Below are 21,165 nucleotides of genomic sequence, written 5' to 3' on the forward strand. Positions count from 1 at the left end.
CATTGCCGCCTGGTCTCGGATTGTGGTGGCCTGGCCCAAGACCGTGCTGGTGGTGGCCGTGTTGTTCGCGCTGGGACTCGGGCTGTTCGCGGCCGGGTTGCAGCAGCGGGTGAGCTCGGCCGGGTTCGTGGTGCCCAAGGGGGAATCCGCGTCGGTGGACGCGTGGGTCACCGAGCGGCTGGGGCCGCAGAACCCTGATGTGATCGCCATTTACACTGCGCCCGAGGGGCAGTCGCTGGCCGATATCGGGCCGCAGGTGACCGCGGCGATCGGGAAGATCGATCCGGCGCTGCTGGATCGGCCGGTCGAAAGTTTCTGGAACAGTCCGCGATCCGCCTTCCTGCGGTCGACCGATGGGCGGCAGGCGGTCGCCGTCGTGTTCTCGGCGGGCAATGACAATCAGCGGGTCGCGGAGTATCCGAAAATTGCGGCGGCGCTGCGGGTTCCGGGGCTCGATACCAAGCTGACCGGGTACAGCGCGCTCGCCGACACCATCAGCGATCAGTCGCGGCACGATCTGGTGCTGGCCGAATCGATTTCGATCCCGTTGACCGCGCTGGTGCTGGTGCTGGTGTTCGGCGGGGTGGTGGCCGCTTCACTTCCGGTGCTGATCGGCACGCTGTCGGTGGTGGGTGCGCTGGGCGCGGTCGGGATCACGGCACGCCTGACCGAGGTCAGCGTGTTCGCCATGAACGTGGTGTCGCTGCTGGGGCTCGGATTGGCCATCGACTACGGGCTTTTCATCGTCGGCAGGTTCCGGGAGGAGCTGCGGCAGGGTCGAACCACCGAGGAGGCGGTGGCCGCGAGCCTGCGGACCGCCGGACGTACGGTGCTGTTCTCGGCGCTGCTGCTCATGTGCGCCTTCGCGGGCACCTTCGTCTTCCCGCTCGCCGTCCTGCGTTCGCTCGGCATCGGCGCGATCGCGGCGGTCGGTCTGGCCGCACTGCTCTCGGTGACCGCGCTGCCCGCGATCCTGGCCCTGCTGGGCCCGCGCATCGGCAAGTGGAGCTGGCGCGCGGACGCCTTCGATCGCTCCGAGGAACGGGCGCAACGATTCTGGGGACGGGTGGTCACCGCGGTCATGCGGCGACCGGGTGCCGTGGCCATCGCGGTCGGCGCGATCCTACTGGTCCTCGCCGCACCGCTGACCGGGGTCCGGCTCGGCGACATCGACCACACCGCACTGCCCGCGGGCAATGAAACCCGCACCGCCGTCGACGAATTGAGCGCGCACTTTCCGTCCGCCAACAGCGGCGCGACCGTCCTGCTACGCCGAACCGACGGCGGCACACCGACTCCGGCGGCCATCAGCACGGCATTGCGCGAGATCAGCGGTGTGAAGGGCGTCCGGCAGGCCACGGCGCTGGACACGCGCGACAACACCACGGTCATCCACGCCGCGCTCGCCGCCCCGGACCGCTCGCCGCGCGCCCAGGACATCGTGCGCGACCTGCGCGCACTGCACCCGGACGGGCTGGACCTGCGCGTCGGCGGGGAGAGCGCCAGTACCGTCGACAGCATCGCCGCCGTCCTGGACCGGCTGCCGCTCATGATCGCGGTCATGGTCGCGGTCACGCTGCTCATGCTGGCGCTGGCGTTCCGCTCGATCGTGCTGCCGCTCAAGGCCGTACTGATGGCGTTCCTGAGCCTGACTGCCACCTTCGGGGTGCTGACCTGGATCTTCGATCAGGGACATCTGGCGGGCGTGCTGCACATCAGTGTCGGTCCGCTGTCGGCGGGCATGATGGTGTTGATCATCGCCGTGGTGTTCGGCCTGTCCACCGACTACGAGGTGTTCCTGCTCTCGCGCATGGTGGAGGCGCACGACGCCGGGGCGGACACCGAGGAATCCGTGCGCATCGGCACGGTCCAGACGGCGCGCGTGATCACCGCCGCCGCAACGCTTCTCGTGCTCATCACCGGCGCGTTCACACTCTCGCCGCTCACCCCCATGCGGTTCCTGGGCCTCGGCATGGTGATCGCGTTGATCATCGACGCCACCCTGGTCCGCATGCTGCTGGTCCCGGCCCTGGTCAAGCTGATGGGGCCCGCCAATTGGTGGGCCCCGGGTAATCGGAACAAGGGTCAGCCGAAGAATTCGATCAGTGCGGGCGCCAGGACCGGAGCCTTGACCAAGTGAGTCTGGCCGGGCAGCACCCGGTGTGACGCGCCCGGAATCGCCTGCGCCAAGGCGGCATTGGCATTGCGCATCCACTCGGGGCTCTTGCTGCCCGCGATCACCGTGACGGGAATGCCGAACTCCGACCAACGGTCGGCGGGCAGCTTCGCCCCGCGCTGGAACGCGGCCACATACTGGATGTCGTAGGCCATGGTCGGGGCCACCGTCTTGAGGTGACTCCAGCCCGGGAAGAGCGGGAACGCGGCCACCAGCAGGGCGGGCAGACGCACACCCTGACGCATGAAGTACTTGATCGCGTCGCCGTTCTTGCCCTGTGCCAGTAGCGAATGCAGGTGCTCGAGGTAGTCGTCGGGCAGCGGCGGGCGGGTGGCGTCGACCACGAACGGGACCTCGTAGAGCGCGACCTTGCGCACCGTCCGCCCGCTGCGCAGATAGTCCAGGATCAGGCCGCCGCCGGACGAGATGCCGTAGAGCATCACCGGTTCCCCGGCCAGATCGATGACGGCGTCGAGATCCTCGTATTCGCGCTCGATGTCGACGGGCAGGTTGTCGCCGCTGCCGCCTCGGCCGCGGCGGTCGTAGGTGTAGACGGTGTATTTGCTCGAAAGGGCTTCGGCCAGCGCCTTGTTGGGTCCGAACTCCTGGGCGGCGAGCGCACCGTCGACGAGCACCACGGTCGGTCCCGAGCCGTAGCGGGTGTAGGCGAGGGTGGTGCCGTCCTTGGAGTCGACGGTGCCGGTGGTGGGTTCCATCAGATGTCCTTCGTGTAAGTCAGGGATTGAATACCGCTGCCGAAAGTGGTTGCGGCGGAGAGTCGTAGCGGGATTCGGGGACCGTTGTCGGCGAACAGCCGTTCGCCCGAGCCCACGACGAGGGGGTGCAGCATGAGGGTGAGATCGTCGAGCAGTCCGAGCTCGAGCAGCGTCCGCACCAGGCTGATGCTGCCGTGCACGGCGATGGCGAGGCCCGGCTGCTGTTTGAGCTCGGTCAACTCCTCGGCCAGTCGCTCGGGGGCCAGTACGGACGTGCCCTTCCATTCCGGGTCCCGCAGTGTCGAGGACACCACCAGCCGCGGGGTCAGGTTGAACCAGTCGGCCATCTCGCCGTCCCGGTCCGGCCAGGCTCCGGCGAAGATGTCGTAGGTCTTGCGGCCCAGCAGCAGGGTGTCGGCGGCCCGCAGGCCCGCCATCACCGCCTCCTGGGTGGCGTCGTCGTGGTACGGGAAGTGCCAGTTCTCCGGCGCTTCCACCACGCCGTCGAGGGAGACGTAGACGTTGGCGGTGATGCGGCGGATCATGCCTGCGCGTCCTGCCGGGTGTAGGTCAGGCTCACGACACCGCAGTCCAGCGGATGGCAGTCGGTGAGGGTGAAGGTGGCGGGCACCTGATCCCGGGTGAAGAACCGCGCGCCCGGACCGCCGAGCACCACCGGGAACACCAGCAGCAGCAGCTCGTCGAGCAGGTTCTCGGCGATCAGCCAGCGGATCAGGGTGCCGCTGCCGCCGATGCCGATCTGGCTGTGCCGATCCTTGAGCGCGGTCATCTCCTTGACCAGGTTGTCCCGCAGGATCGTGGTGTTGTTCCAGTCCGACGACTCCAGCGTCGTGGAGACCACGTACTTGGGCATCGCGTTCACGGCGTCGAAGTACGGGCCGGACTGGGTGGTGAAGAACATCTTCAGGTTCTCGTAGGTGGTGCGGCCCAGCAGCATGGCGTCATTGCCCGCCATCAGCTCGCCCACGGCCTGCTGTACCTGCGCGTCGTTGAAATAGGCCCCGGTGCGGGGGTCGGTCGGTGAGATCGACGGGGCGAGACCGGTCCAGCCGCTCTCCGTCACGCCGTCGAGTGAAAGATACTGCCCTGCAACAATTTTTCCCATGCGTCTACGGTCGCAGTTTTGGGAAGCCCAAGGAATTGCCGGGTTCGCAAGACAGCGATGCCGCTGCGGCATGAATGCGGGAGGGGCATACTCGGCCGCATGGTCGAGCCGCTACCTCAGACCCCCGAGGGCGTGGAACTCCGGCACCTGCGCGCCTTCGTCGCGGTCGCCGAGGAATTGAACTTCGGCCGCGCGGCGCAGCGGCTGTACGTCACCCAGCCCGCGCTCAGCCGGACCATCCGATCGTTCGAGAAGCTGGTGGGCTGCGATCTGTTCCATCGCAATACCCGCAGCGTGGGCCTCACCCCGGCGGGTGCGGCACTGCTGGATCGGACCCGCGACGTGCTCGCCAACCTGGACGGCGCGCTGCTGGCGGCCCGTGCGGCGGGCGGGGAGCTCACCGCGCGCATGGACCGGCTGTGGAGTCCGGTGGAGGACACCTTCAACGGCGATCTCGCGCCCATGCGGTCGGCCTTCGAGGCCATGCACGCGGAGTTCCCGATGCCCGAGGGCGTCACGCTCGAGCCGGTGAACGCCGGCGGGGTGCCGGGAATTCAGCTCATTCCGGCCGGGGACGCCGACACGGTGGCGGTCTACGCGCACGGGGGCGGCTTCATGATGGGCTCGGCCTACGGCTATCGCGGCATGGCGGGCGCGGTCGCGCAGGCCGGGCGGACCCGGGTGCTGGTGCCCGAATACCGGCTCGCCCCGGAACATCCGTTCCCGGCCGCGCGCGACGATGTGCTCACCGCCTACCGGTGGCTGTTGAATACCGGTCGCGGGCCGGAACAGATTGCGCTGGTCGGTGATTCGACCGGCGCGATGCTCCTGCTGGCGGCGCTGGTGCGGGCTCGCGACGACGGTCTGCCGATGCCGCGCGCCACCGTCCTGATGTGTCCCGCGGTCGATTTCTTCGCACCGGAGGACGATCCGCCCGCGGATATCGAGCAGCACATGCGATTTCAGAACGCCTACCTGGCGGGGATCCCGGCCACCGATCCGGAGGCCAACCCGATGTGCGCGGACCTGCGCGGCTTGCCGCCGACGCTGGTGCAATACGGCGAGTTCGACGCGCTGGGGCGCCATACCGACCTGCTCGTGGCGCGGCTGCGGGAGAGCGGGAATGCGCTGCGACACACCAGCTTCCCGGTCGAGGGGCACGCCTTCCAGATCTACTGGTCGTTCCATCCCGAGGCGGCCGAGGCGGTCCAGCAGGTCGGGGACTTTCTGCAGAAACCGGCCCCGGTGACGCCTTGAGCAGCGCGGTCATGCTCTGAGCACAGCCTCGACCCGACGCCCGGCTCAGGGGCGCAGCCGCACCGGCAGACCGGTCAGACCGCGCACGATCAGCGATTTGCGCCAGGACAATTCGGCGCCGGCGGCCAATTCCAGTGTCGGGTAGGCGGCCAGCAGACGGGTCAGCGCGACCGTGCCCTCCGTCCGCGCCAGTAGCGCACCGACACAGCGGTGAATGCCGTAGCCGAAGGCGAGATGGTTCTTGTCGGCACGATCCAGATCCACCCGATGCGGATCGGCGAAGCGTGCCGGATCGCGGTCGGCGGCGGCCATCGACACCAGAATGCGCTGTCCGGCAGGGATTTCGACGCCGACCAGGGTGACCGGCTCCGTCGTGTAGCGGAAGGTGGCCTCGCTCGCCGGGGACTCGTAGCGCAGCACCTCCTCCACGAAATCCGGTATCCGCTCCGGATCCTCGACGAGTTGGTCTCGAAGAGTCTTGTCGGACAGCAGGATCGCGACCGCGTTCGAGATCAGGTTGACCGTGGTCTCGAAACCGGCGACCAGCAGCAGGAACACCATGCTGATCAGCTCGCGGTGCGACAGGCGGTCACCGTCCTCGCTGACCGTGATCAGTTCGGAGAGCAGGTCATCGGCGGGCGCGTCCCGCTTGGCGCGGATCAGCGCGTCGATATAGGCGACGAACTGCTGCACCGCCGCGCCGCGCGCCTCCATGGTCTCGTCATTGGAGACCAGGGTGGTCGACCACTTCCGGAAGTTGTCGCGCTCCTCGTTGGGTACGCCCAGCAGTTCGCAGATGACGAGCATGGGCAGCGGAAACGCGTAGTCGTCCAGCAGATCCTGATCGGCCGCCGAGTACGCGGCCAACCCGGCCAGCAGGGTATCGGCCAACTCGGTGATGCGCGGGGCCATTTCGCGCACCGCGCGGCTGCTGAAGGCGCGGTTGACCAGGGTGCGCAGCCGGGTGTGCTGCGGCGGATCGTAGAAGACCATCATGTCGCCGAACATGGCCGCCGAGACCTGCGCGCCCGCGCCCTCTCCCGACAGCGCGGCCCGCGCACCCTCGGACTTGAGCACCTTGCTGATGGTGGGATCCAGGAAAGCGGCCTTGGCGGCGTCGTAATCGGTGATCAGCCAACCGGTTCCGCCGTCCGGAAAGCGCACGAAATGCGCCGGGCCGTGCGCACGCAGCCGGTCGTAGGCGGCGTGCGGGTGCTGGTAGAAGTCCTCGGTCAGCTCGAACGGCTCGACCGCCGATTCGCCTGCCGCGACAGCGGTCTCGTGCACCATGAACGGGGACTCTAACAGTGCTGCGCGATTGCGGCCCGGCCATCGACCTCCCGCGGCCGCCTGCAACGCTGCGCGTAAACCCGCCCGCTCGAGGGAAATCCGGCGCGGCGCTACTCGCCGGAGCGAGCCGCCAGCACCGCGTCGTACAGCTCCCGCCGCGACGCCCCGGTCGCGGCGGACACCTCCGCGCACGCGTCCTTGAGCCGCAACCCCGACTCGATCAGCGCCTCCACCTGACCGACCAGATCGGCAGGTGCCTCCGAAACCGGTTGCGCCCCTTCCAGCACGACGGTGATCTCACCGCGCGCACCCGCCACGGACCAGGCGGCCAGCTCGGCCAGCGTGCCGCGCACCACCTCCTCATAGGTCTTGGTCAGCTCCCGGCACACCGCCGCCCGCCGATTCGGACCGAGCACCTCGACCGCGTCGGCCAGGCAATCCGCCAGCCGATGCGGGGCCTCGAAGAACACCACCGCCCGCGCCTCGGAAGTCAGCGACCGCAACCACTCCTTACGCTGCCCGCCCTTGCGCGGCGGAAACCCGTCGAACGCGAACCGCTCGACCGGCAGCCCCGACAACGCCAACGCCGTCGTCACCGCCGACGGCCCCGGCAGACACGTGATCGGCAACCCCGCCTCCACACACGCCGCCACCATCCGATACCCGGGATCACTGACCGACGGCATCCCCGCGTCCGTCACCAGCAGCACGGTCTTCCCGCCCCGAATCTCCTCCAGCAGCATCGGAATCCGCGCCGTCTCCACGTGGTCGTAGAAACTCACCACCCGCCCGGCGATCTCCACCCCCATCGCCTTGGCCAATGACTTCGTCCGCCGCGTGTCCTCCGCGGCCACCACCTCGGCGGCCCCCAACGCGTCCCGCAACCGCTGCGAAGCATCCCCGATATCCCCCATCGGCGTCGCAGCCAAGACCAGCCGCCCCCGGGAGGAGGTGGGATCCGCGCTCATTGCGCTCCTATTCGTCGGTGGTCGGAGAACTTGCTGTCGACTCTATCCACGCACGCGTGGCTCACCGGGGCGGGACTCGGGGGCGGCGAGCGCTTACGATCGACGGCGTGACCCAGGTGACCGACGCGCGACCGGCAGCGGTGGGGGCGGAGACGGCGGGGCTGTCGAGTCCGGCTCCGCTGCTGCCCTCACCCGATTTCGGGCCCACGGATTGGGCTCGGGGGTGGGCGGTCACGCTGTTTCTGACGGCCATCACCGCCATTACCCGGTTCCTGTTCCTCAACTATCCGACGGATCTGCACACTCCCGTCTTCGACGAGAAGCACTACGCGCCACAGGGATGGCAGGTGCTCACCGGCGGCGGGGTGGAGGACAACCCGGGGTACGGGCTGGTCGTGCACCCGCCCGTCGGCAAGCAGATGATCGCCATCGGGGAGGCGATGTTCGGGTATTCGCCGTGGGGGTGGCGCTTCACGGCCGCGGTCTCGGGAACGCTGATCGTGCTGTTGACGATTCGCATCGTGCGGCGCATGACCCGATCGACCCTGATCGGCGCATTCGCGGGCATCCTGCTGATCTGCGACGGACTCACCTTCGTGTCCTCACGCATCGGCATGCTCGACATCTTCCAAGCCCTGTTCGTCGTCGCCGCCTTCGGCTGCCTCGTGGTCGACCGCGACGACATCCGCACCCGGATCGCGCTGGTCGCCGCCGAAGGCCGCATCGACGACAGCGACTACGGCCCCCGATTCGGGGTGCGCTGGTGGCGGTTCGGCGCGGGCCTCATGCTCGGATTGGCCTGCGGCACCAAATGGTCCGGCGCCTACTGGATCATCGGCTTCGCGGCCCTGTCACTGGCCTTCGACCTCTCCGCCCGGCGCGGCTACCGGGTGCGGCGGCCCTGGGCGGGCGTCGCGGTCCGCGACCTCGGACCCACCGTCTACGCACTGTGCGTCATCCCGCTGTTCGTGTACCTGGCCTCCTTCTGGGGTTGGTTCGCCAGCGAGACCAGCTACGACCGGTACGCGGTCGGGGTCAAGGTCGGGCGCGGCGGCGACTTCTCCTGGGTGCCCAGCGCGCTGCGCGGACTCTGGTACTACGGCGGCGAGGTGCTCACCTTCCACCAGGGGCTCACCAATTCCGCGGGCAATCACCATCCGTGGGAATCCAAGCCGTGGACCTGGTTCATGGGCTTGCGGCCGATGCTCTACTACTACGCCGACACCAATGTGAACGGCTGCGGCCAGGCCACCTGTGTGAAGGCCGTGATGGCGATCGGCACCCCGGCACTGTGGTGGGTCTGCTTCCCCATGCTCGGCTGGGCCATCTGGCGCAGCGCGGTACGCCGGGACTGGCGCTACGCCGCCGTGCTGGTCGGCTACGGCGCGGGCATCCTGCCCTGGTTCCTGGATCTGGACCGGCAGATGTACTACTTCTACGCTGTCCCGCTCGCGCCGTTCCTGGCCATGGGTGTGGCACTGGCGCTGGGTGACATCCTCGGGCACGCCCCACCCAGCGGGCGACGGCTCACGGGAGCCCCGGGATGGCAGTACTTCGCACCGCAGAGCGAGCGACAAGGCTTGGGGCTCTTACTGGTCTGCGTCTACCTGGCCCTGGTCATCGCCAATTTCATCTGGCTCTGGCCGATCCTGACCGGCATGTCGATCACGCCCAGCAACTGGCACGAGCACCTCTGGCTGCCCAGCTGGCGCTGAGCGTCCCGAACGATCAACTGGGCGCCCGAACGATCAACTGATCGTTCGGGTTTCACCCAGCGCGGCGTGCAGGTAGCGCACGGCCGAATCGTCGTCCAGGCCCAGTCGGCGGATCACCGCGACATATTCGGTCGCCGCGCGCCCCGCCAGATCCCGCGTCGGATCGCCCGACGAGGCGATGAAAGAGCCCAGCCGCCCCCGGGTTTCGAGCACGCCGTCCTGCTCCAGCTCACGGTAGGCCCGCGCCACCGTGTTCGGAGCCAGCTTCAGCGTCGCCGCCAAGGCCCGGACCGTGGGGATCTTGGTGCCGGCGGCCAACTCCCCGGAGCGCACCCGGGCGATGATGCCCTGGCGCAACTGCTCGTAGGGCGGGACCGTCGAGTGGTGGTCGACCGGGATGTCCAGCATGGCTTCATCACACCTCGTCACGCGACAACGGGCAGGACAGGCAGCGCGGACCGCCACGGCCGGAACCCAACTCGGAGCCGGGAATGCGCAGCACCTCGATTCCGGCGTCTTCGAGCCGCGCATTGGTGTTCTCATTGCGTTCGTAGGCCACCACCACCCCCGGGGCCAGGGCGAGGGTGTTGTTGCCGTCGTCCCACTGTTCACGTTCGGCGGTGACACCGTCCAGACCGGTGTCCACCACCCGCAGCTTCCCGATGCCCATGGCCTCGGCGGCCACCCGCAGGAACGGATCCGGGCCGGAGATGCTCACGCCGAGCTTCTCTCCCGCACCGCCCTCCCTGCGAATGGTGAAGGCACACAATTCATCCTGGATTGCCGGGTACATGACCACCGCGTCCACGTCCACCATGGTGCAGACGGTGTCGAGATGCATGGTCGCACGGGTCTGCTCGATCGGCACGACGAGCACGGTGTGCGCGAGATCGTCCTCGAAGAGGCTGCGCGCCAAGGCTTCCGCACCCGCCGCCGTGGTGCGCTCCCCCACCCCGACCGCCACCACGCCCGGCGCGAGCAGCAGTACGTCACCGCCCTCGATGGGGGCCTGATGCGATTCGTAGGCGCGCCGCACCCCGAGGAATCGTGGGTGGAAGGCGTAAATCAGGTCGGTGAGCGAGGTTTCGCGCGCCCGCGCGGGCAGCGCCAGCGAGGTGATGGCCACCCGCCGCCCGACCCAGAACGAGGAATCGCGGGTGAACAGCAGATTGGGCAGCGGGTCGATGACGAAGTCGTGCCCGTGATGCATGCGCCGCACCAGCGAGGTGGCGTCCGCGCCGAAGGGCAGTTCGTCGAATGTCATGCCCGACATGAGAATCTGCGCCAGCTCCGGCGCGGGCACCCTTCTCAGGTGGGCTGCCAGCTCGTCGGCGAGCACGTGACCGAGCCGCCGCGCGTCCACCGCGCCCGAAATGCCCTGAATCCTGGCCGCACCGCTGTGCTGGATGGTCTCGGTCAGCTGATCCGCCAGCAGCAACACCTCGACCCCGCGCCCGCGCAACACCTCGGCGAAGATGTCGTGCTCCTGCTGCGCGCGCTCGACCCACGGAATGGCGTCGAACAGCAGCTGGTCGTTATTGCGCGGGGTGAGCCGACGCAGCTCGTCGCCCGGGCGGTGCAACAGCACCGTGCGCAGCGCGCCGACCTCCGAGGTCACGGAAAACGGTCGCGCCGTGGGTGCGGCCTTTGTTCCCATGACACGACGGTAGTTCCCTTCGGCACGGATGGCATGCAATTCGCACCCGCGAAAAACCTGGAGTAATGTTCAGGTGTGCAAACCGCGTCGTGGCAGGCGAAGGAGCTGACCCCCGGTCAGCTGGCCCAGCGAGCCGGAGTTTCGGTGTCCGCCTTGCATTTCTACGAACGTGAGGGCTTGATCACAGCCCGCCGAACCAGTGGCAATCAACGCCGCTACCCCCGGGAAACCCTGCGCCGAGTCGCCTTCATCCGGATCTCACAGCGTGTCGGCATCCCGCTCGCCGAAATCCGCTGCGCGCTCGACAACCTCCCCGACGGCCGCAACCCCAGCCGCCGCGACTGGGAAACCCTCTCCACCACCTGGCGCGAAGACCTCGACGACCGCATCGAACAACTGGTCCGCCTGCGCGACAACCTCACCGGCTGCATCGGCTGCGGCTGCCTCTCGCTGGGCGTCTGCAAGATCTTCAACGCCCACGACCATCTCGGCGATCAAGGACCGGGCGCACGCGTGCTGGACACCCACGCCGGCGAGAACTGCGCCAAGCCGGACATCTGCGGGCCCGCCGCCGACCCTGCCTGACCGCTATTCGTGCGCGGTCACGCCCGCCTGCTCGGGCGCGCCGACTCCGGCCTGCTCGGGCTCGTCGACTGCTCGCTTTTCGGGCGCGCCCACTCCCGTCGGTCCGGCGGGCTGTCGGTCGGAATCCGACGCGGGCCGCGGCAGGAACGTCGTGAACAGGTCGTTGGCCCGCCGCATGGCGAACTCGTACGGCCAGGCGAACTTGCGGGCCCACCAGTAGCCGAAGCGAATATCGAACTGGGTGTGGATCAGGTAGGTCCCCTTCTCCACCCCGCGCAGAATCGTCTCGGCCACCGCGTCGGGCGATTTGGCGTGGCGGCGGAACCGCTTGATCCACGCCTGGATTCGCGGATCGTCCCGATCCACGCCCACCACATCGACCGTCTGCACCAGCGGCGTATCCACCGCCCCCGGCACCACCAGGTGCACATTGATGTCGTGCCGCTCCAGATCGAAGCGCAGCACCTCCGAGACACCCCGCAGCCCGAACTTGCTGGCGCTGTAGGCCGCATGCCACGGGAAGGCCAGCAGCCCGGCCGACGAGGACACGTTGACCAGCGCGCCACCGCGTTTCGCCGCGATCATGGGCGGCACGAAATTCTCGATCACATGGATCGGGCCCATCAGGTTCACGTCGATGAGCCGCTTCCAGTGGCGGTGCTCGAGGTTCTCCACCGTGCCCCAGGTGGAGATGCCCGCGACGTTCATCACCACGTCGAGCGAGCCGAGTTGATCGTGCACCTGCTCCGCGAAGGCGGTGACGGCGTCGTAATCGCTGATATCGAGGGCCGCCGCCACCTCGACGGTGCCGCCGCCCGCCCGGATGGACTCGACCGTCGCGTCCAGCCCGTCGGCGTTCACATCGGTGAGGATCAGGCGCGCGCCCTTGCGGGCGGCCGCCAGCGCCGTGGCCCGGCCGATACCGCTCGCCGCGCCGGTTACCAGGGTCTTCTTGCCACTCAGGCCACGTCCACGCACGTCGATCCATCCCTCGATTGACAGCCTTGTCAGACCGCACGCTACTACGCGAACAGAGTTGTTCGCATGTCGGGTGAGTACCCGTTACGCCCCTATTTTCCTGGGCACCGAGCCACTGGGCCCGGGATTCGCGGCCACGCTCGGGAACATTAGGGGATCGGTTTCACGACGGCCCCGAATCGGAGCCCGGCACGCCGGGGACCCGGTTCAGGAAGGGCCCGGCAGGACCGACCGGCTGGTCCCCGGCAGGTCCAGATCCAGCGCGATCCGCCCCGCCGCCAGATGCTCCTCGACCTCCTCGGCCGGCATCGGCCGCGCGATCAGGAAGCCCTGCGCCCGATAGCAGCCCAGGGCCACCAGCGTGCGCGCCGCCACCGTGGTCTCCACACCCTCGCCGACCACCCCGAGTCCGAACGAACCCGCCAGCCCCACAATCGATTTCACGATCGCCAGATCATCGGCGCTGGCGCCCAGCCGCTGCACGAAACCGCGGTCGATCTTCACCGCGTCCACCGGCAGCGCCTTGAGATGCGACAGCGACGAATACCCCGTCCCGAAGTCGTCGATGGCGATCTGCACGCCCATCCGCTTGAGCCCGCGCAAGGTCACCTGGGTGCGCGCGAGATCCTGCACCACCACATGTTCGGTGATCTCCAGGCACACCGAGGACCCGTCGATTCCGTAGCGGCGCAGAATCCCTTCGATGGTCTCCACGAAGTCCAGCGAAACCAGCTGCACCGGAGACACATTGATCCGGATCACCACATTCGAGGCCAGCCCGCGGCGCCGCCAGGACGCGAATTGCTCCGCGGCCGTGCGGATCACCCAGCGACCCAGCTCACCCGCCAGATTGGTGGCCTCCGCGACACCCACGAACGCCCCCGGCGGCAACAGTCCACGGGTCGGATGTTGCCAGCGCACAAGCGCTTCCAGCGCGACCACCCGCCCGGTGCGCAGATCCACCTCGGGCTGATAGTGCAGCAACAACGAACCGTCCGACACCGCGCCACGCAGGTTCAACTCGACGTCGTCCTGCAACTCGAACTGCGCCCGCATGGCATCGGTGAACACCGCGACACCGTTGCCGCCACTCGACTTCGCCGACAGCAGAGCGTGATCCGCGCGCCGCAGCACATCGGCCACCGTGGTCTCACCCGGGATCCCCAGCGCCACACCGACACTCGCGCCACGACTGACGGTCTCCTCGCCGACGGTCACCCGCCGCGCGATCAACTGCTGGATCCGGCTGGCCTCCCGCTCGGCCGCCGCGGCGTCCATCGGCTTGGCCGGCACGATCACGAACTCGTCCCCGCCCAGCCGGGCGATCATGTCACCGGCATCCAGGTTTTCGCGCAACCGAGTCGCCAGCGTGCGAATGAAATTGTCCCCGGCCGTATGCCCCAGAAAATCATTGAGCGCCTTGAGCCGATCCAGATCCAGGAAGAACGCCGCCACCGGCCCCGCGCACCCGGGTCTGAGCCGATCCTCCATATGCTCGAGCAGCGCCCGCCGATTCGCCAACCCGGTCAGATCATCGTGCATGGCGATATAGCGCAGCCGCTCCTCGGCCTCCACCCGCGCCTGCAACTGCGCGAACAAGGCGGCAATCGCCTTGAGCACATTGATCTCGCGGGTGCTCCAATCCCGGTCGCCGACCTTGATGAAACCGAGCACGCCGGTGGAGGTCTCCCGCGACACCAGCGGCACGCAGGCGGCCGACACCTCGGAGAAGCCCGTCGCCTGCTGGATGAACGCCTGATAGTCGGGGTAGTCCGGGGCGCGCCGGATGATCATCGGCTCGGTCAGCTGTTCGAGCTGAGCGAAAACCGAGTTGGTGTTGTCGAAGTAGGTCACGCGCAACGGATCCGGGTCCACCGCCACCGGACGCGGCGGCCATTCGGCGATCAGGATCGAGGCGCGCTGCTTCTGATCGGTGTGGCGCAGGAAACTGAAGTCGACATCGAAATGATCGACCAGCCAGGACAGCACCCGTTCACTCGCGTCCGCCATCGTCGTGGCATCGACCGCCATCAGTTCGGCGGCGATCTGCGTCACCAGTGAGTCGAGAGTTCGCCGAGGCACCTTGTCTCCGATCGCACTAGCCGCTGGTGTCCGCGTTCGGTATCGGAAGTCGCCTGCTCCGAACGGTGACCTCCGCCGCGTAACCGAGGCGAAGAACGACTGCCACTGTCTCGTGCTCAGGCACTCCCAATACGTCCAGGAAGCGGTCCTGAAGTGACGTTAGTGTATCGGCGAACTCCGGGGAAACCGTATGTAGTTCGCCAGGGCGTCGGGCATACAGAAAGGTCGGCGACACCGGCTGCACCGCCAATCCCTGCCGCTGCGCGCCGATCCAGACGCGCTGCATCGCCTCGCCCGCCCGGGCGTAGGCGACCAGTTCGGCCGCGTCCTCGGGGATCGGGGCGGGGAAGGTCACCGCCACCACCGCCGAGGCCGTCCGCACCCGGTCACGAATCGAATCGCCCAGGGTGATGCCGCCCCGCCAGGAGCGAACGGACTCCATCACGTCGGCGCGTCGCCCGATCTCGAGCTTGGCCAGCTCATCCGCTGCCAGCTCGAGCGTGCGCAGATCCAGACCGGTGCGCGGATCATCGCCCGGCCAGCGCAGTTCGGCGAACATCTCCTCGTGCAGGCGCGGGGTCAGATAGCGCGCCCGATCGGATTCGGCGAGCAGCAGGGCGAGTCGATCGATGGCCTCGCGGTCGGCCGCCCAGCGCAATCCGCCGCCGGCCGCCGCCGCTATCGCGGCCAGGGCTTCCAGCGTCCCGGCCGGAATCGGCGCGGCGGTACCGGCGCCTCGATTGGTATGCCGTGCCAGCAGCGCCTGATGATCGGCGGCGAGCACGGGGTCGGAGCCCGACCCCAGCCGCAGCGTCGCGGTCAGGTGTCCGGGTCCGGTGCTGCCGAGGTCGCTGTCGCCGAGCAGTCCGAGCGCGGCGGCGGCCGATCGGGCGTTGTACAGTGCCGCTCCGACCGAGAGCGCACTGCCCCGGCAGCCGATGTCCAGCAGCGGAGAGCGCTCGGGCGCAAGGGAAATCGTGACGACCCCGTCGGCCAGGCCCAGGGTCCACGGCTGCGCGTTGCCGCCCGAGGGTGCGCGCTGTGCACAGGCCAGGATGGCCGCGGCACCGGATTCGGGCAGCGGATTCTCGGCCGACTCCTGCGGCCACACCAGATCCTCGGCCGGAGCCGGTTCGGCGATCTCGTCCAGTGCCTGCTCGAGATCGACGCGGGTGCGACCAGACGGCAGTTTCAATCCGAGTCCGATGCGCCGCACCGCGGTCGCCACGCTGGCACCGCCCAGCATGACGTCCGCTCCCAGTTGCGGCCAGCTGTTGAGCGATTCGCCGATCTCCACCATGCTCGCGGCCAGGGTGCGAGAAAGATTGCGGCCGTCCAGAATCCGGATCACATGCGGGGCCTTGTCGCGGGTCGACAGGCCGCGCAGATCGGCGGCGCTGATTTCGCCCAGCAGGCCGTGGAAGGGCAGGCGATCGGGTTCGAGGTCGAAGCGCTCCACATCGAGCAGGCCGCGGTCGTTGGACTGCATGAGCAGCGGCAGGCGATGTCGCCGAGCGGCCTCGCGGGTCACCAGCTTGATGTCGAGCGAATCGCACTCTTCGACAACAACGGACAATCCGGACAGAAATTCGTCGACATTGTCCACAGTGATCCCCGCGTCGAAGACCTCGACGGGCAGATAGGGATCGAGTTCCGCGATCCGGCGGGCAGTCACCACGGCCTTGTTCACACCGATGTCGAATACCGTCCCCGGCACCCGATTGAGGTTGGTGAGCTCGATGGTGTCGAAGTCGGCGAGCCGCAGCCCGCCACAGATACCCTCCAGCGCGAGGGTGTAGCCGACGGCGTGACCCACGCTCTGCCCGACCACGCCGATGGTCAGTTCACCCAGGGTCCGCTGGTCGGCACGGGTGAGGGTATTTCGATTCCGGTCCAGCCGAACCGCACGCAATAACTCCGCGCCGGGCAGCGCGATAACCGCACGGCGCCATGGGTAATGGACCCAGCGATCCGACTCCGGCGTTTCCGACAATTCTGGCGGATTCACCAGCGCCGCGAATTCGGCACGCAGCAAATCGCGCAAATCGGAAAATTCTATGGAAGGGTCCGACCGCAGTTCCGCCAACGTCCGGGCGTCTTCGGGATGGAATTCATCGAGCAGGATGGGCCGATAATCCCCGGCCGTAGGACGGTCGGTGGACATAGTCAGGCCGATCCCTCGTCCCGGGCCCAGACTATCGGCAGCCTGGTGCCGTCCGCGGTGAGTTCGGCCATTTCAAGATCGATCAGCCGGGTCTGCGATTCCGTTGCGACAGTGCGATATGTCTGCATATCCCACCAGATCGGCACGGTCCGGTACCGATCGTCCGGATACGAGGTCGCCGGAATCCACCAGGCGACATTCGCGCCGCTGCTGCGGTAGCACTTGAGCGCATGATCGGGGGCCACACCGACGGCGTACCGCACGCCCAACAGGGAGGCACAATGCACGATCGCGCGGGCGACCCAATCCGCGAGCTCGCGGCGATGCGGAGTGTCGCGAACGGTCCAGCCCGCCTTGCACTCGATCACACCGTCGGGAATCTGATCGGCGACCATCCGGCGGAACGCCGCATCACCCGGCAGACCGGCCCAGCTCGCGACGGCGTGGACCGTGTCGACGTGCTGATGTGGGCCCTCGGCCCGGACACCGGCGACGGCTCTTCCCTCGGCGTCCAGGGCAATACCGAACAGGATGGTCGAACGACCGTCGATGACCGCGTCGTATTCGAGCGCGTCCTCGGAACCGTAGTGGCGGTACACCTCGAGGGCGCCGTCCATGCACTGCCGCCAGAGTGCGAGATCAGCGTGGGGCGGCCCGACCAGGAACGTGCATCCGGAATCCGCGTGACGGTAGCGGAGCATCCCGCTACCGGGGTCTTCCGTGGGGGTGAACGCGATCGGTTCGACTTTCATAAAGTTCCGCTCCACTAATGCACTTACTTCGCGCAACCCTCTTGCGTTCCAGCCCGATACGGGTATGTATCGACAGTGCCCCGCATGGGCACCTAGGGGAGTATCCGTCAGCCCGTTGAAATTGTCCAGGCATCCGGCTAATCCCCCGAAACCCGGAAGGGGCTCCGGAAATTCCCCCTGGTCAAACCATTGCTATCAGTCATGAATTTCAACGACAAGACCAGTTGGTTCCCAACTAGTTAACAATTAGCAATCAGACCAGGATGGAGATGAAGAGCTCCAGTTCGGCCGGTCCGGACCAGATCTCGATCTCCTCGCGGTATGCCCGGGTGATCTCGGCGGACGCGGTCGCGTCATCGACCTGGGCCCAGACATCCTCGGCGGGATCGTGGTAGTCGCCGTTCGGGCGGAACCGGGCGTAGACGCCCTTCGGCACCCGGATCAGGACGTCACCGGTGGGGACATCGTCGGGGCCGGGGTACTCGTAGGCGACCACGACGTTGTAATTGCCCGCCGGGTCGGGGACATACACCGTGGCCAGCGGGCGCGCGGTATCGTCCCGATCCCGCAGCCGATCGCGCAGGAACTCGATGAGCTCACTGTTGGACACCTTGAAGCTGGGTCGCACCCGCGGGACCACCAGGCCGCCGTAGACCCCGCCGGGCCGGACCACGATCGAATAGGTCATGACGGCTCGACCGCCAGATAGAGATCGATCTTGTAGGCGTGCGGGTAGGTCTCGAAGTCGCCGGTGTGGATGCGCTTGATCTGCTTGTGCTCCTCGGCGTACGCGATCTGGGTCCACAGATCCGTCATCACCTGCGGGAAGTTACCGACCGAGGAGAAGCGGGCGTAGGTGCCGCGCGGCAGGCGGGCCACGATGTGACCGCGGGTCACCTCGGCGAGCGAGCCGCACTCGTACCCGACGATCTGGGTGTTGTAGGTGCCGAGCTCCGCCGCGTAATCGGTGTAGGCCGAGGCCAGCGGGCCACCGAGCTCCTGATGCAGGACGGCGGCCCAGGCCACCTCCAGATCGTGGTCACGCAGTTCACCGAGGGCACGTTTCGGGCTGCGCACCGGCAACCCGGCAACCCACGTCTCGTCCCGCTCGACGATCTCGAACTGCATTGGTAAGGAACTCTCTCGAGGTGTGATCACAGCCAGTCGGCCAAGCCTTCGCCATGCTATCAATCACTTCGGGGCGTGCTCCGCGACACGACAGCGGTACCCCGGGGCCGCGCCGGAGCGGGACGGCTAGCCGGATGGGGTGTCGTCGCGGCGGCGGTGCGGGCGGGCCATCGGGGCGTGCCAGTGCCGGCGCAGGGCGATCAGGCGCAGGGTCACCGCGCCCGCGCCGGCGAGACCGCCTGTCCAATAGGTGTATTGGCCGTAGTGCAGCAGGGTCGCGGTGACCGCGGAGCCGAGCAGGGCGGGCACCGCGTAGAGCTCGCCGTCGCTGAGCACGCTCGGGGTGACGCCGGCCAGCACATCCCGGATCACGCCGCCGCCGACCGCGGTGACCACGCCCAACGCCGCCGCCGAGGTGGCCGACATGCCGTACTGGAAGGCGGTGACCGTGCCGGTCACGCAGAAGATGCCCAGGCCGATGGCGTCGGCGACGTTCAACGGGATGCGCACCAGCCGCACCGGCGGATGCCAGAAGAAGATGAGTACCGCTGCCAGCAGCGCGATTCCGGCGTACGAGACCTGCACAAAAGCGAGCGGTGGGGTGCGGCCGATGACCAGATCGCGAATCACGCCGCCGCCCGTCGCGGTGGCGATGGCCAGCACCGCGATGCCGACCACATCGAATCGGCGGCGCACCGCGAGCAGTGCGCCCGAGAGTCCGAATGCGAACACGCCCACCAGGTTTCCCACACTCTGCGCCGCGTCCACGGGGGTGCCGAGTTCGACGAGATCACTCATGGCGTGGCGGGTTTCCTTCCCAGTCGCTAACTCTCGGCTATCGGCGCTCAGTATGCCCGGATCCCGGCAGGGCCCTACCCGGTTCATGACATCGCCGCGTCGCCGCACGGTTCGAGCCGCCGTGTGCTTGAGTCGCCTCGTGTGCCACACAATTGCCCAGCTCGACGCGGAACTTACCGCGTGCCGCGCCTGCCCCCGCCTGGTGGCCTGGCGCGAACAGGTCGCACACGAGAAACGAGCCGCCTTCAGTGATGAAAATTACTGGGGTAAACCGGTTCCGGCCTTCGGCCCCGCCGATGCCCGCCTGCTGATCGTCGGCCTCGCTCCCGCCGCCCACGGCGGCAATCGCACCGGCCGCATGTTCACCGGCGACCGCAGCGCCGACGTCCTGATCGCCCGCATGCACGCCGCCGGCCTGGCCAACCAGCCCACCAGCGTGTCCGCCGACGACGGCCTGCGCTTGCTCGGCACCCGCATGACCGCCCCCGTCCACTGCGCCCCACCCGACAACAAACCCACCCCCACCGAACGCGACACCTGCCGGCACTGGCTCACCACCGAACTCGACCTGCTCGCCCCGACCTTGCGCGCGATCGTCGTGCTCGGCGGCTGGGGCTGGCAGGCCCTGCTGCCCGCCCTCGCCGAATCCGGTTGGGAGATCCCCAAACCCAGACCCAAGTTCACCCACGGCGCGCATGTGGAGCTCTCCCCCGCCCGCCCCGACCGCCGCCCACTACACCTGTTCGGCACCTACCACCCCTCCCAGCAGAACACCTTCACCGGCCGCCTCACCCCCGCCATGCTCGAGCAAGTCCTCACCACCGCCGCCCGAACCGCCGGACTCCCCTGATCCTCACCAGGCCGGGTGCGGCTGCCCAACCGGATAAGATGCGGTCGTGAGCAGGGCCGATGATGAATCCGGGCGGGAGGCGACGGTCACCGACGACGAGGTGGCCGGAGGCGTGCGAGTGCGCCCGAAGCGCGCCGAGACCCGACAGCGACTGCTGGACGCGGCCTTCGAAGCCTTCGCCGAGGAGGGCTTCGGCCGCTGCTCGGTCGAGCAGGTGTGCGAGCGAGCCGGATTCACCCGCGGCGCCTTCTATTCGAATTTCACCTCCCTGGAGGAACTGTTCCTCGCCATGTGGGAACAGCGCTCCGCCCGCATGCTGGCCGAGGCCACCGCAATGCTGGACACCCCCGACGGCATAGCGCTCGACCCCCGCCGCGCCGTGGAACAACTCCTGGCCGCAGTCCCCGTGGACGACAAGTGGTTTCGAATCACCTCCGAATTCACCGCCCACGCCCTCCGCAACCCCGCCCTCCGCCAGGTGGTGGTGGCCCGCGAGGAAGCAATCTCCACAGCCCTCACCCCCGTAGTGGTCACCCTGATGCGCCGCAACGGCCGCCGAGTCCCCGACCCCACCGCCCTGGGCCGAGCCCTGGTGGCAGTCCACGACGGCACCCTCGCCCAATGCCTCCTGGAACCCAACAACCCACACGTGCGCGACTACCGAGTAGACCTCTTCCTACGAGTACTCGAGTCCTACAGCGAACCCACCCCCTGACGGCCTCAAACCACCCCCAACCAGCCGATTCGCCCCCACACCAACCCACCTGCTAAAGTTTTCCACCGCGGGCCGGAAACGACCCCGCGGGGCTATAGCGCAGTTGGTAGCGCGTCTCGTTCGCATCGAGAAGGTCAGGGGTTCGATTCCCCTTAGCTCCACAACAACCGCCCGTGATCTCGGATGAGATCGCGGGCGGTTTTGTTTT

20 protein-coding genes and 1 tRNA gene are annotated in these 21,165 nt (G+C 68.0%); 7 read left to right on the forward strand and 14 right to left on the reverse strand.

Annotation, left to right across the window (positions count from 1 at the left end):
- Position 1 precedes the first annotated feature (1 nt).
- Complete coding sequence (locus tag ACFXHA_RS22575) at positions 2-2,140, forward strand: MMPL family transporter (protein WP_379360667.1); 2,139 nt, start codon at positions 2-4, stop codon at positions 2,138-2,140.
- Here ACFXHA_RS22575 and ACFXHA_RS22580 read toward each other — a convergent pair.
- Genes ACFXHA_RS22580 through ACFXHA_RS22590 form a run of 3 tightly spaced genes read right to left on the reverse strand, consistent with a single transcriptional unit; the run spans position 2,086 to position 4,018 of the window.
- Positions 2,086-2,892 carry an alpha/beta fold hydrolase gene (locus ACFXHA_RS22580; protein WP_379359786.1) on the reverse strand — a complete coding sequence of 269 codons (807 nt, stop codon included), beginning with the start codon at positions 2,890-2,892 and terminating at the stop codon, positions 2,086-2,088. The genes ACFXHA_RS22575 and ACFXHA_RS22580 overlap by 55 nt on opposite strands.
- A complete protein-coding gene (locus ACFXHA_RS22585; protein WP_379359788.1) occupies positions 2,892-3,437 on the reverse strand; it encodes a dihydrofolate reductase family protein in 546 nt (181 codons plus the stop codon). Before ACFXHA_RS22585 ends, ACFXHA_RS22580 begins: the two co-directional genes overlap by 1 nt.
- Positions 3,434-4,018, reverse strand: coding sequence for a dihydrofolate reductase family protein (locus ACFXHA_RS22590; RefSeq protein WP_379359790.1), 585 nt, complete (start codon positions 4,016-4,018; stop codon positions 3,434-3,436). The genes ACFXHA_RS22585 and ACFXHA_RS22590 overlap by 4 nt, the downstream gene beginning before the upstream one ends.
- A gap of 99 nt (positions 4,019-4,117) precedes the next feature.
- On the opposite strand from ACFXHA_RS22590, the gene ACFXHA_RS22595 reads away from it, so the two are divergent.
- On the forward strand, positions 4,118-5,275 hold the full coding sequence (locus ACFXHA_RS22595) for an alpha/beta hydrolase fold domain-containing protein (RefSeq protein ID WP_379359792.1): 1,158 nt from the start codon (positions 4,118-4,120) through the stop codon (positions 5,273-5,275).
- Positions 5,276-5,320: 45 nt separating this feature from the next.
- On the opposite strand, the gene ACFXHA_RS22600 is transcribed toward ACFXHA_RS22595, so the two are convergent.
- Both ACFXHA_RS22600 and rsmI read right to left on the reverse strand, forming a co-directional pair.
- On the reverse strand, positions 5,321-6,565 hold the full coding sequence (locus tag ACFXHA_RS22600; RefSeq protein ID WP_379359794.1) for a cytochrome P450: 1,245 nt from the start codon (positions 6,563-6,565) through the stop codon (positions 5,321-5,323).
- Between the two features lie 110 nt (positions 6,566-6,675).
- Positions 6,676-7,533, reverse strand: a complete 858-nt coding sequence (gene rsmI, locus ACFXHA_RS22605; RefSeq protein ID WP_379359796.1) for a 16S rRNA (cytidine(1402)-2'-O)-methyltransferase — start codon at positions 7,531-7,533, stop codon at positions 6,676-6,678.
- Positions 7,534-7,640: 107 nt separating this feature from the next.
- Here rsmI and ACFXHA_RS22610 point away from each other — a divergent pair, with 107 nt between their 5' ends.
- Complete coding sequence (locus ACFXHA_RS22610; RefSeq protein ID WP_379359798.1) at positions 7,641-9,248, forward strand: dolichyl-phosphate-mannose--protein mannosyltransferase; 1,608 nt, start codon at positions 7,641-7,643, stop codon at positions 9,246-9,248.
- Positions 9,249-9,281: 33 nt separating this feature from the next.
- Here ACFXHA_RS22610 and ACFXHA_RS22615 read toward each other — a convergent pair whose 3' ends face one another.
- A complete protein-coding gene (locus tag ACFXHA_RS22615; protein WP_379359800.1) occupies positions 9,282-9,656 on the reverse strand; it encodes a GntR family transcriptional regulator in 375 nt (124 codons plus the stop codon).
- Positions 9,657-9,663: 7 nt separating this feature from the next.
- Complete coding sequence (arcA, locus tag ACFXHA_RS22620) at positions 9,664-10,905, reverse strand: arginine deiminase (RefSeq protein WP_379359802.1); 1,242 nt, start codon at positions 10,903-10,905, stop codon at positions 9,664-9,666.
- 75 nt (positions 10,906-10,980) lie between these two features.
- On the opposite strand from arcA, the gene soxR reads away from it, so the two are divergent.
- Positions 10,981-11,490 carry a redox-sensitive transcriptional activator SoxR gene (gene soxR, locus ACFXHA_RS22625; RefSeq protein WP_379359804.1) on the forward strand — a complete coding sequence of 170 codons (510 nt, stop codon included), beginning with the start codon at positions 10,981-10,983 and terminating at the stop codon, positions 11,488-11,490.
- Positions 11,491-11,493: 3 nt separating this feature from the next.
- Here the strand turns inward: soxR and ACFXHA_RS22630 are convergent, their stop codons facing one another.
- From ACFXHA_RS22630 to ACFXHA_RS22660, 7 genes are all read right to left on the reverse strand, one after another.
- Positions 11,494-12,468 carry an SDR family oxidoreductase gene (locus ACFXHA_RS22630; protein ID WP_379359806.1) on the reverse strand — a complete coding sequence of 325 codons (975 nt, stop codon included), beginning with the start codon at positions 12,466-12,468 and terminating at the stop codon, positions 11,494-11,496.
- Between the two features lie 207 nt (positions 12,469-12,675).
- The gene (locus tag ACFXHA_RS22635) at positions 12,676-14,499 is read right to left on the reverse strand and encodes a putative bifunctional diguanylate cyclase/phosphodiesterase (protein ID WP_379360669.1); all 1,824 of its coding nucleotides are present in this window, start codon (positions 14,497-14,499) and stop codon (positions 12,676-12,678) included.
- Between the two features lie 67 nt (positions 14,500-14,566).
- Positions 14,567-16,714: an Rv1355c family protein gene (locus tag ACFXHA_RS22640; protein WP_379359808.1), complete on the reverse strand. Its 2,148-nt coding sequence runs from the start codon at positions 16,712-16,714 to the stop codon at positions 14,567-14,569.
- A gap of 2 nt (positions 16,715-16,716) precedes the next feature.
- Positions 16,717-17,466: a hypothetical protein gene (locus tag ACFXHA_RS22645; RefSeq protein ID WP_379359809.1), complete on the reverse strand. Its 750-nt coding sequence runs from the start codon at positions 17,464-17,466 to the stop codon at positions 16,717-16,719.
- Between the two features lie 253 nt (positions 17,467-17,719).
- The gene (locus tag ACFXHA_RS22650) at positions 17,720-18,154 is read right to left on the reverse strand and encodes an effector binding domain-containing protein (RefSeq protein WP_379359811.1); all 435 of its coding nucleotides are present in this window, start codon (positions 18,152-18,154) and stop codon (positions 17,720-17,722) included.
- Positions 18,151-18,594, reverse strand: a complete 444-nt coding sequence (locus ACFXHA_RS22655; RefSeq protein ID WP_379359813.1) for a GyrI-like domain-containing protein — start codon at positions 18,592-18,594, stop codon at positions 18,151-18,153. The genes ACFXHA_RS22650 and ACFXHA_RS22655 overlap by 4 nt, the downstream gene beginning before the upstream one ends.
- A gap of 126 nt (positions 18,595-18,720) precedes the next feature.
- Positions 18,721-19,392 (reverse strand): trimeric intracellular cation channel family protein, encoded by a 672-nt coding sequence (locus ACFXHA_RS22660; RefSeq protein ID WP_379359815.1) that lies wholly within the window; start codon positions 19,390-19,392, stop codon positions 18,721-18,723.
- A 139-nt stretch (positions 19,393-19,531) separates the two neighbouring features.
- Between ACFXHA_RS22660 and ACFXHA_RS22665 the strand changes: the two genes are divergently transcribed.
- The 3 genes from ACFXHA_RS22665 (at position 19,532) to ACFXHA_RS22675 (ending at position 21,118) form a co-directional block, all read left to right on the forward strand.
- Positions 19,532-20,242, forward strand: coding sequence for a uracil-DNA glycosylase (locus tag ACFXHA_RS22665; RefSeq protein WP_379359817.1), 711 nt, complete (start codon positions 19,532-19,534; stop codon positions 20,240-20,242).
- Between the two features lie 100 nt (positions 20,243-20,342).
- Positions 20,343-20,957: a TetR/AcrR family transcriptional regulator gene (locus ACFXHA_RS22670; protein ID WP_379360671.1), complete on the forward strand. Its 615-nt coding sequence runs from the start codon at positions 20,343-20,345 to the stop codon at positions 20,955-20,957.
- 88 nt (positions 20,958-21,045) lie between these two features.
- Positions 21,046-21,118: transfer RNA gene (locus tag ACFXHA_RS22675), tRNA-Ala, on the forward strand.
- The last annotated feature ends 47 nt before the right edge of the window (positions 21,119-21,165 follow it).

The sequence above is a fragment of the Nocardia sp. NPDC059240 genome, assembly GCF_042753865.1.
Taxonomy (GTDB): Bacteria; Actinomycetota; Actinomycetes; order Mycobacteriales; family Mycobacteriaceae; genus Nocardia.

Bases quoted from the DNA above. Each gene is read 5' to 3' on its own strand.
- arcA (WP_379359802.1), bottom strand. From the start codon at position 10,905: ATGGGAACAAAGGCCGCACCCACGGCGCGACCGTTTTCCGTGACCTCG.
- ACFXHA_RS22595 (WP_379359792.1), top strand. From the start codon at position 4,118: ATGGTCGAGCCGCTACCTCAGACCCCCGAGGGCGTGGAACTCCGGCAC.
- ACFXHA_RS22640 (WP_379359808.1), bottom strand. From the start codon at position 16,714: ATGTCCACCGACCGTCCTACGGCCGGGGATTATCGGCCCATCCTGCTC.
- ACFXHA_RS22635 (WP_379360669.1), bottom strand. From the start codon at position 14,499: ATGGCGGTCGATGCCACGACGATGGCGGACGCGAGTGAACGGGTGCTG.
- ACFXHA_RS22645 (WP_379359809.1), bottom strand. From the start codon at position 17,466: ATGAAAGTCGAACCGATCGCGTTCACCCCCACGGAAGACCCCGGTAGC.
- ACFXHA_RS22600 (WP_379359794.1), bottom strand. From the start codon at position 6,565: ATGGTGCACGAGACCGCTGTCGCGGCAGGCGAATCGGCGGTCGAGCCG.
- ACFXHA_RS22615 (WP_379359800.1), bottom strand. From the start codon at position 9,656: ATGCTGGACATCCCGGTCGACCACCACTCGACGGTCCCGCCCTACGAG.
- ACFXHA_RS22655 (WP_379359813.1), bottom strand. From the start codon at position 18,594: ATGCAGTTCGAGATCGTCGAGCGGGACGAGACGTGGGTTGCCGGGTTG.
- rsmI (WP_379359796.1), bottom strand. From the start codon at position 7,533: ATGAGCGCGGATCCCACCTCCTCCCGGGGGCGGCTGGTCTTGGCTGCG.
- ACFXHA_RS22590 (WP_379359790.1), bottom strand. From the start codon at position 4,018: ATGGGAAAAATTGTTGCAGGGCAGTATCTTTCACTCGACGGCGTGACG.
- ACFXHA_RS22580 (WP_379359786.1), bottom strand. From the start codon at position 2,892: ATGGAACCCACCACCGGCACCGTCGACTCCAAGGACGGCACCACCCTC.
- ACFXHA_RS22660 (WP_379359815.1), bottom strand. From the start codon at position 19,392: ATGAGTGATCTCGTCGAACTCGGCACCCCCGTGGACGCGGCGCAGAGT.
- ACFXHA_RS22650 (WP_379359811.1), bottom strand. From the start codon at position 18,154: ATGACCTATTCGATCGTGGTCCGGCCCGGCGGGGTCTACGGCGGCCTG.
- ACFXHA_RS22585 (WP_379359788.1), bottom strand. From the start codon at position 3,437: ATGATCCGCCGCATCACCGCCAACGTCTACGTCTCCCTCGACGGCGTG.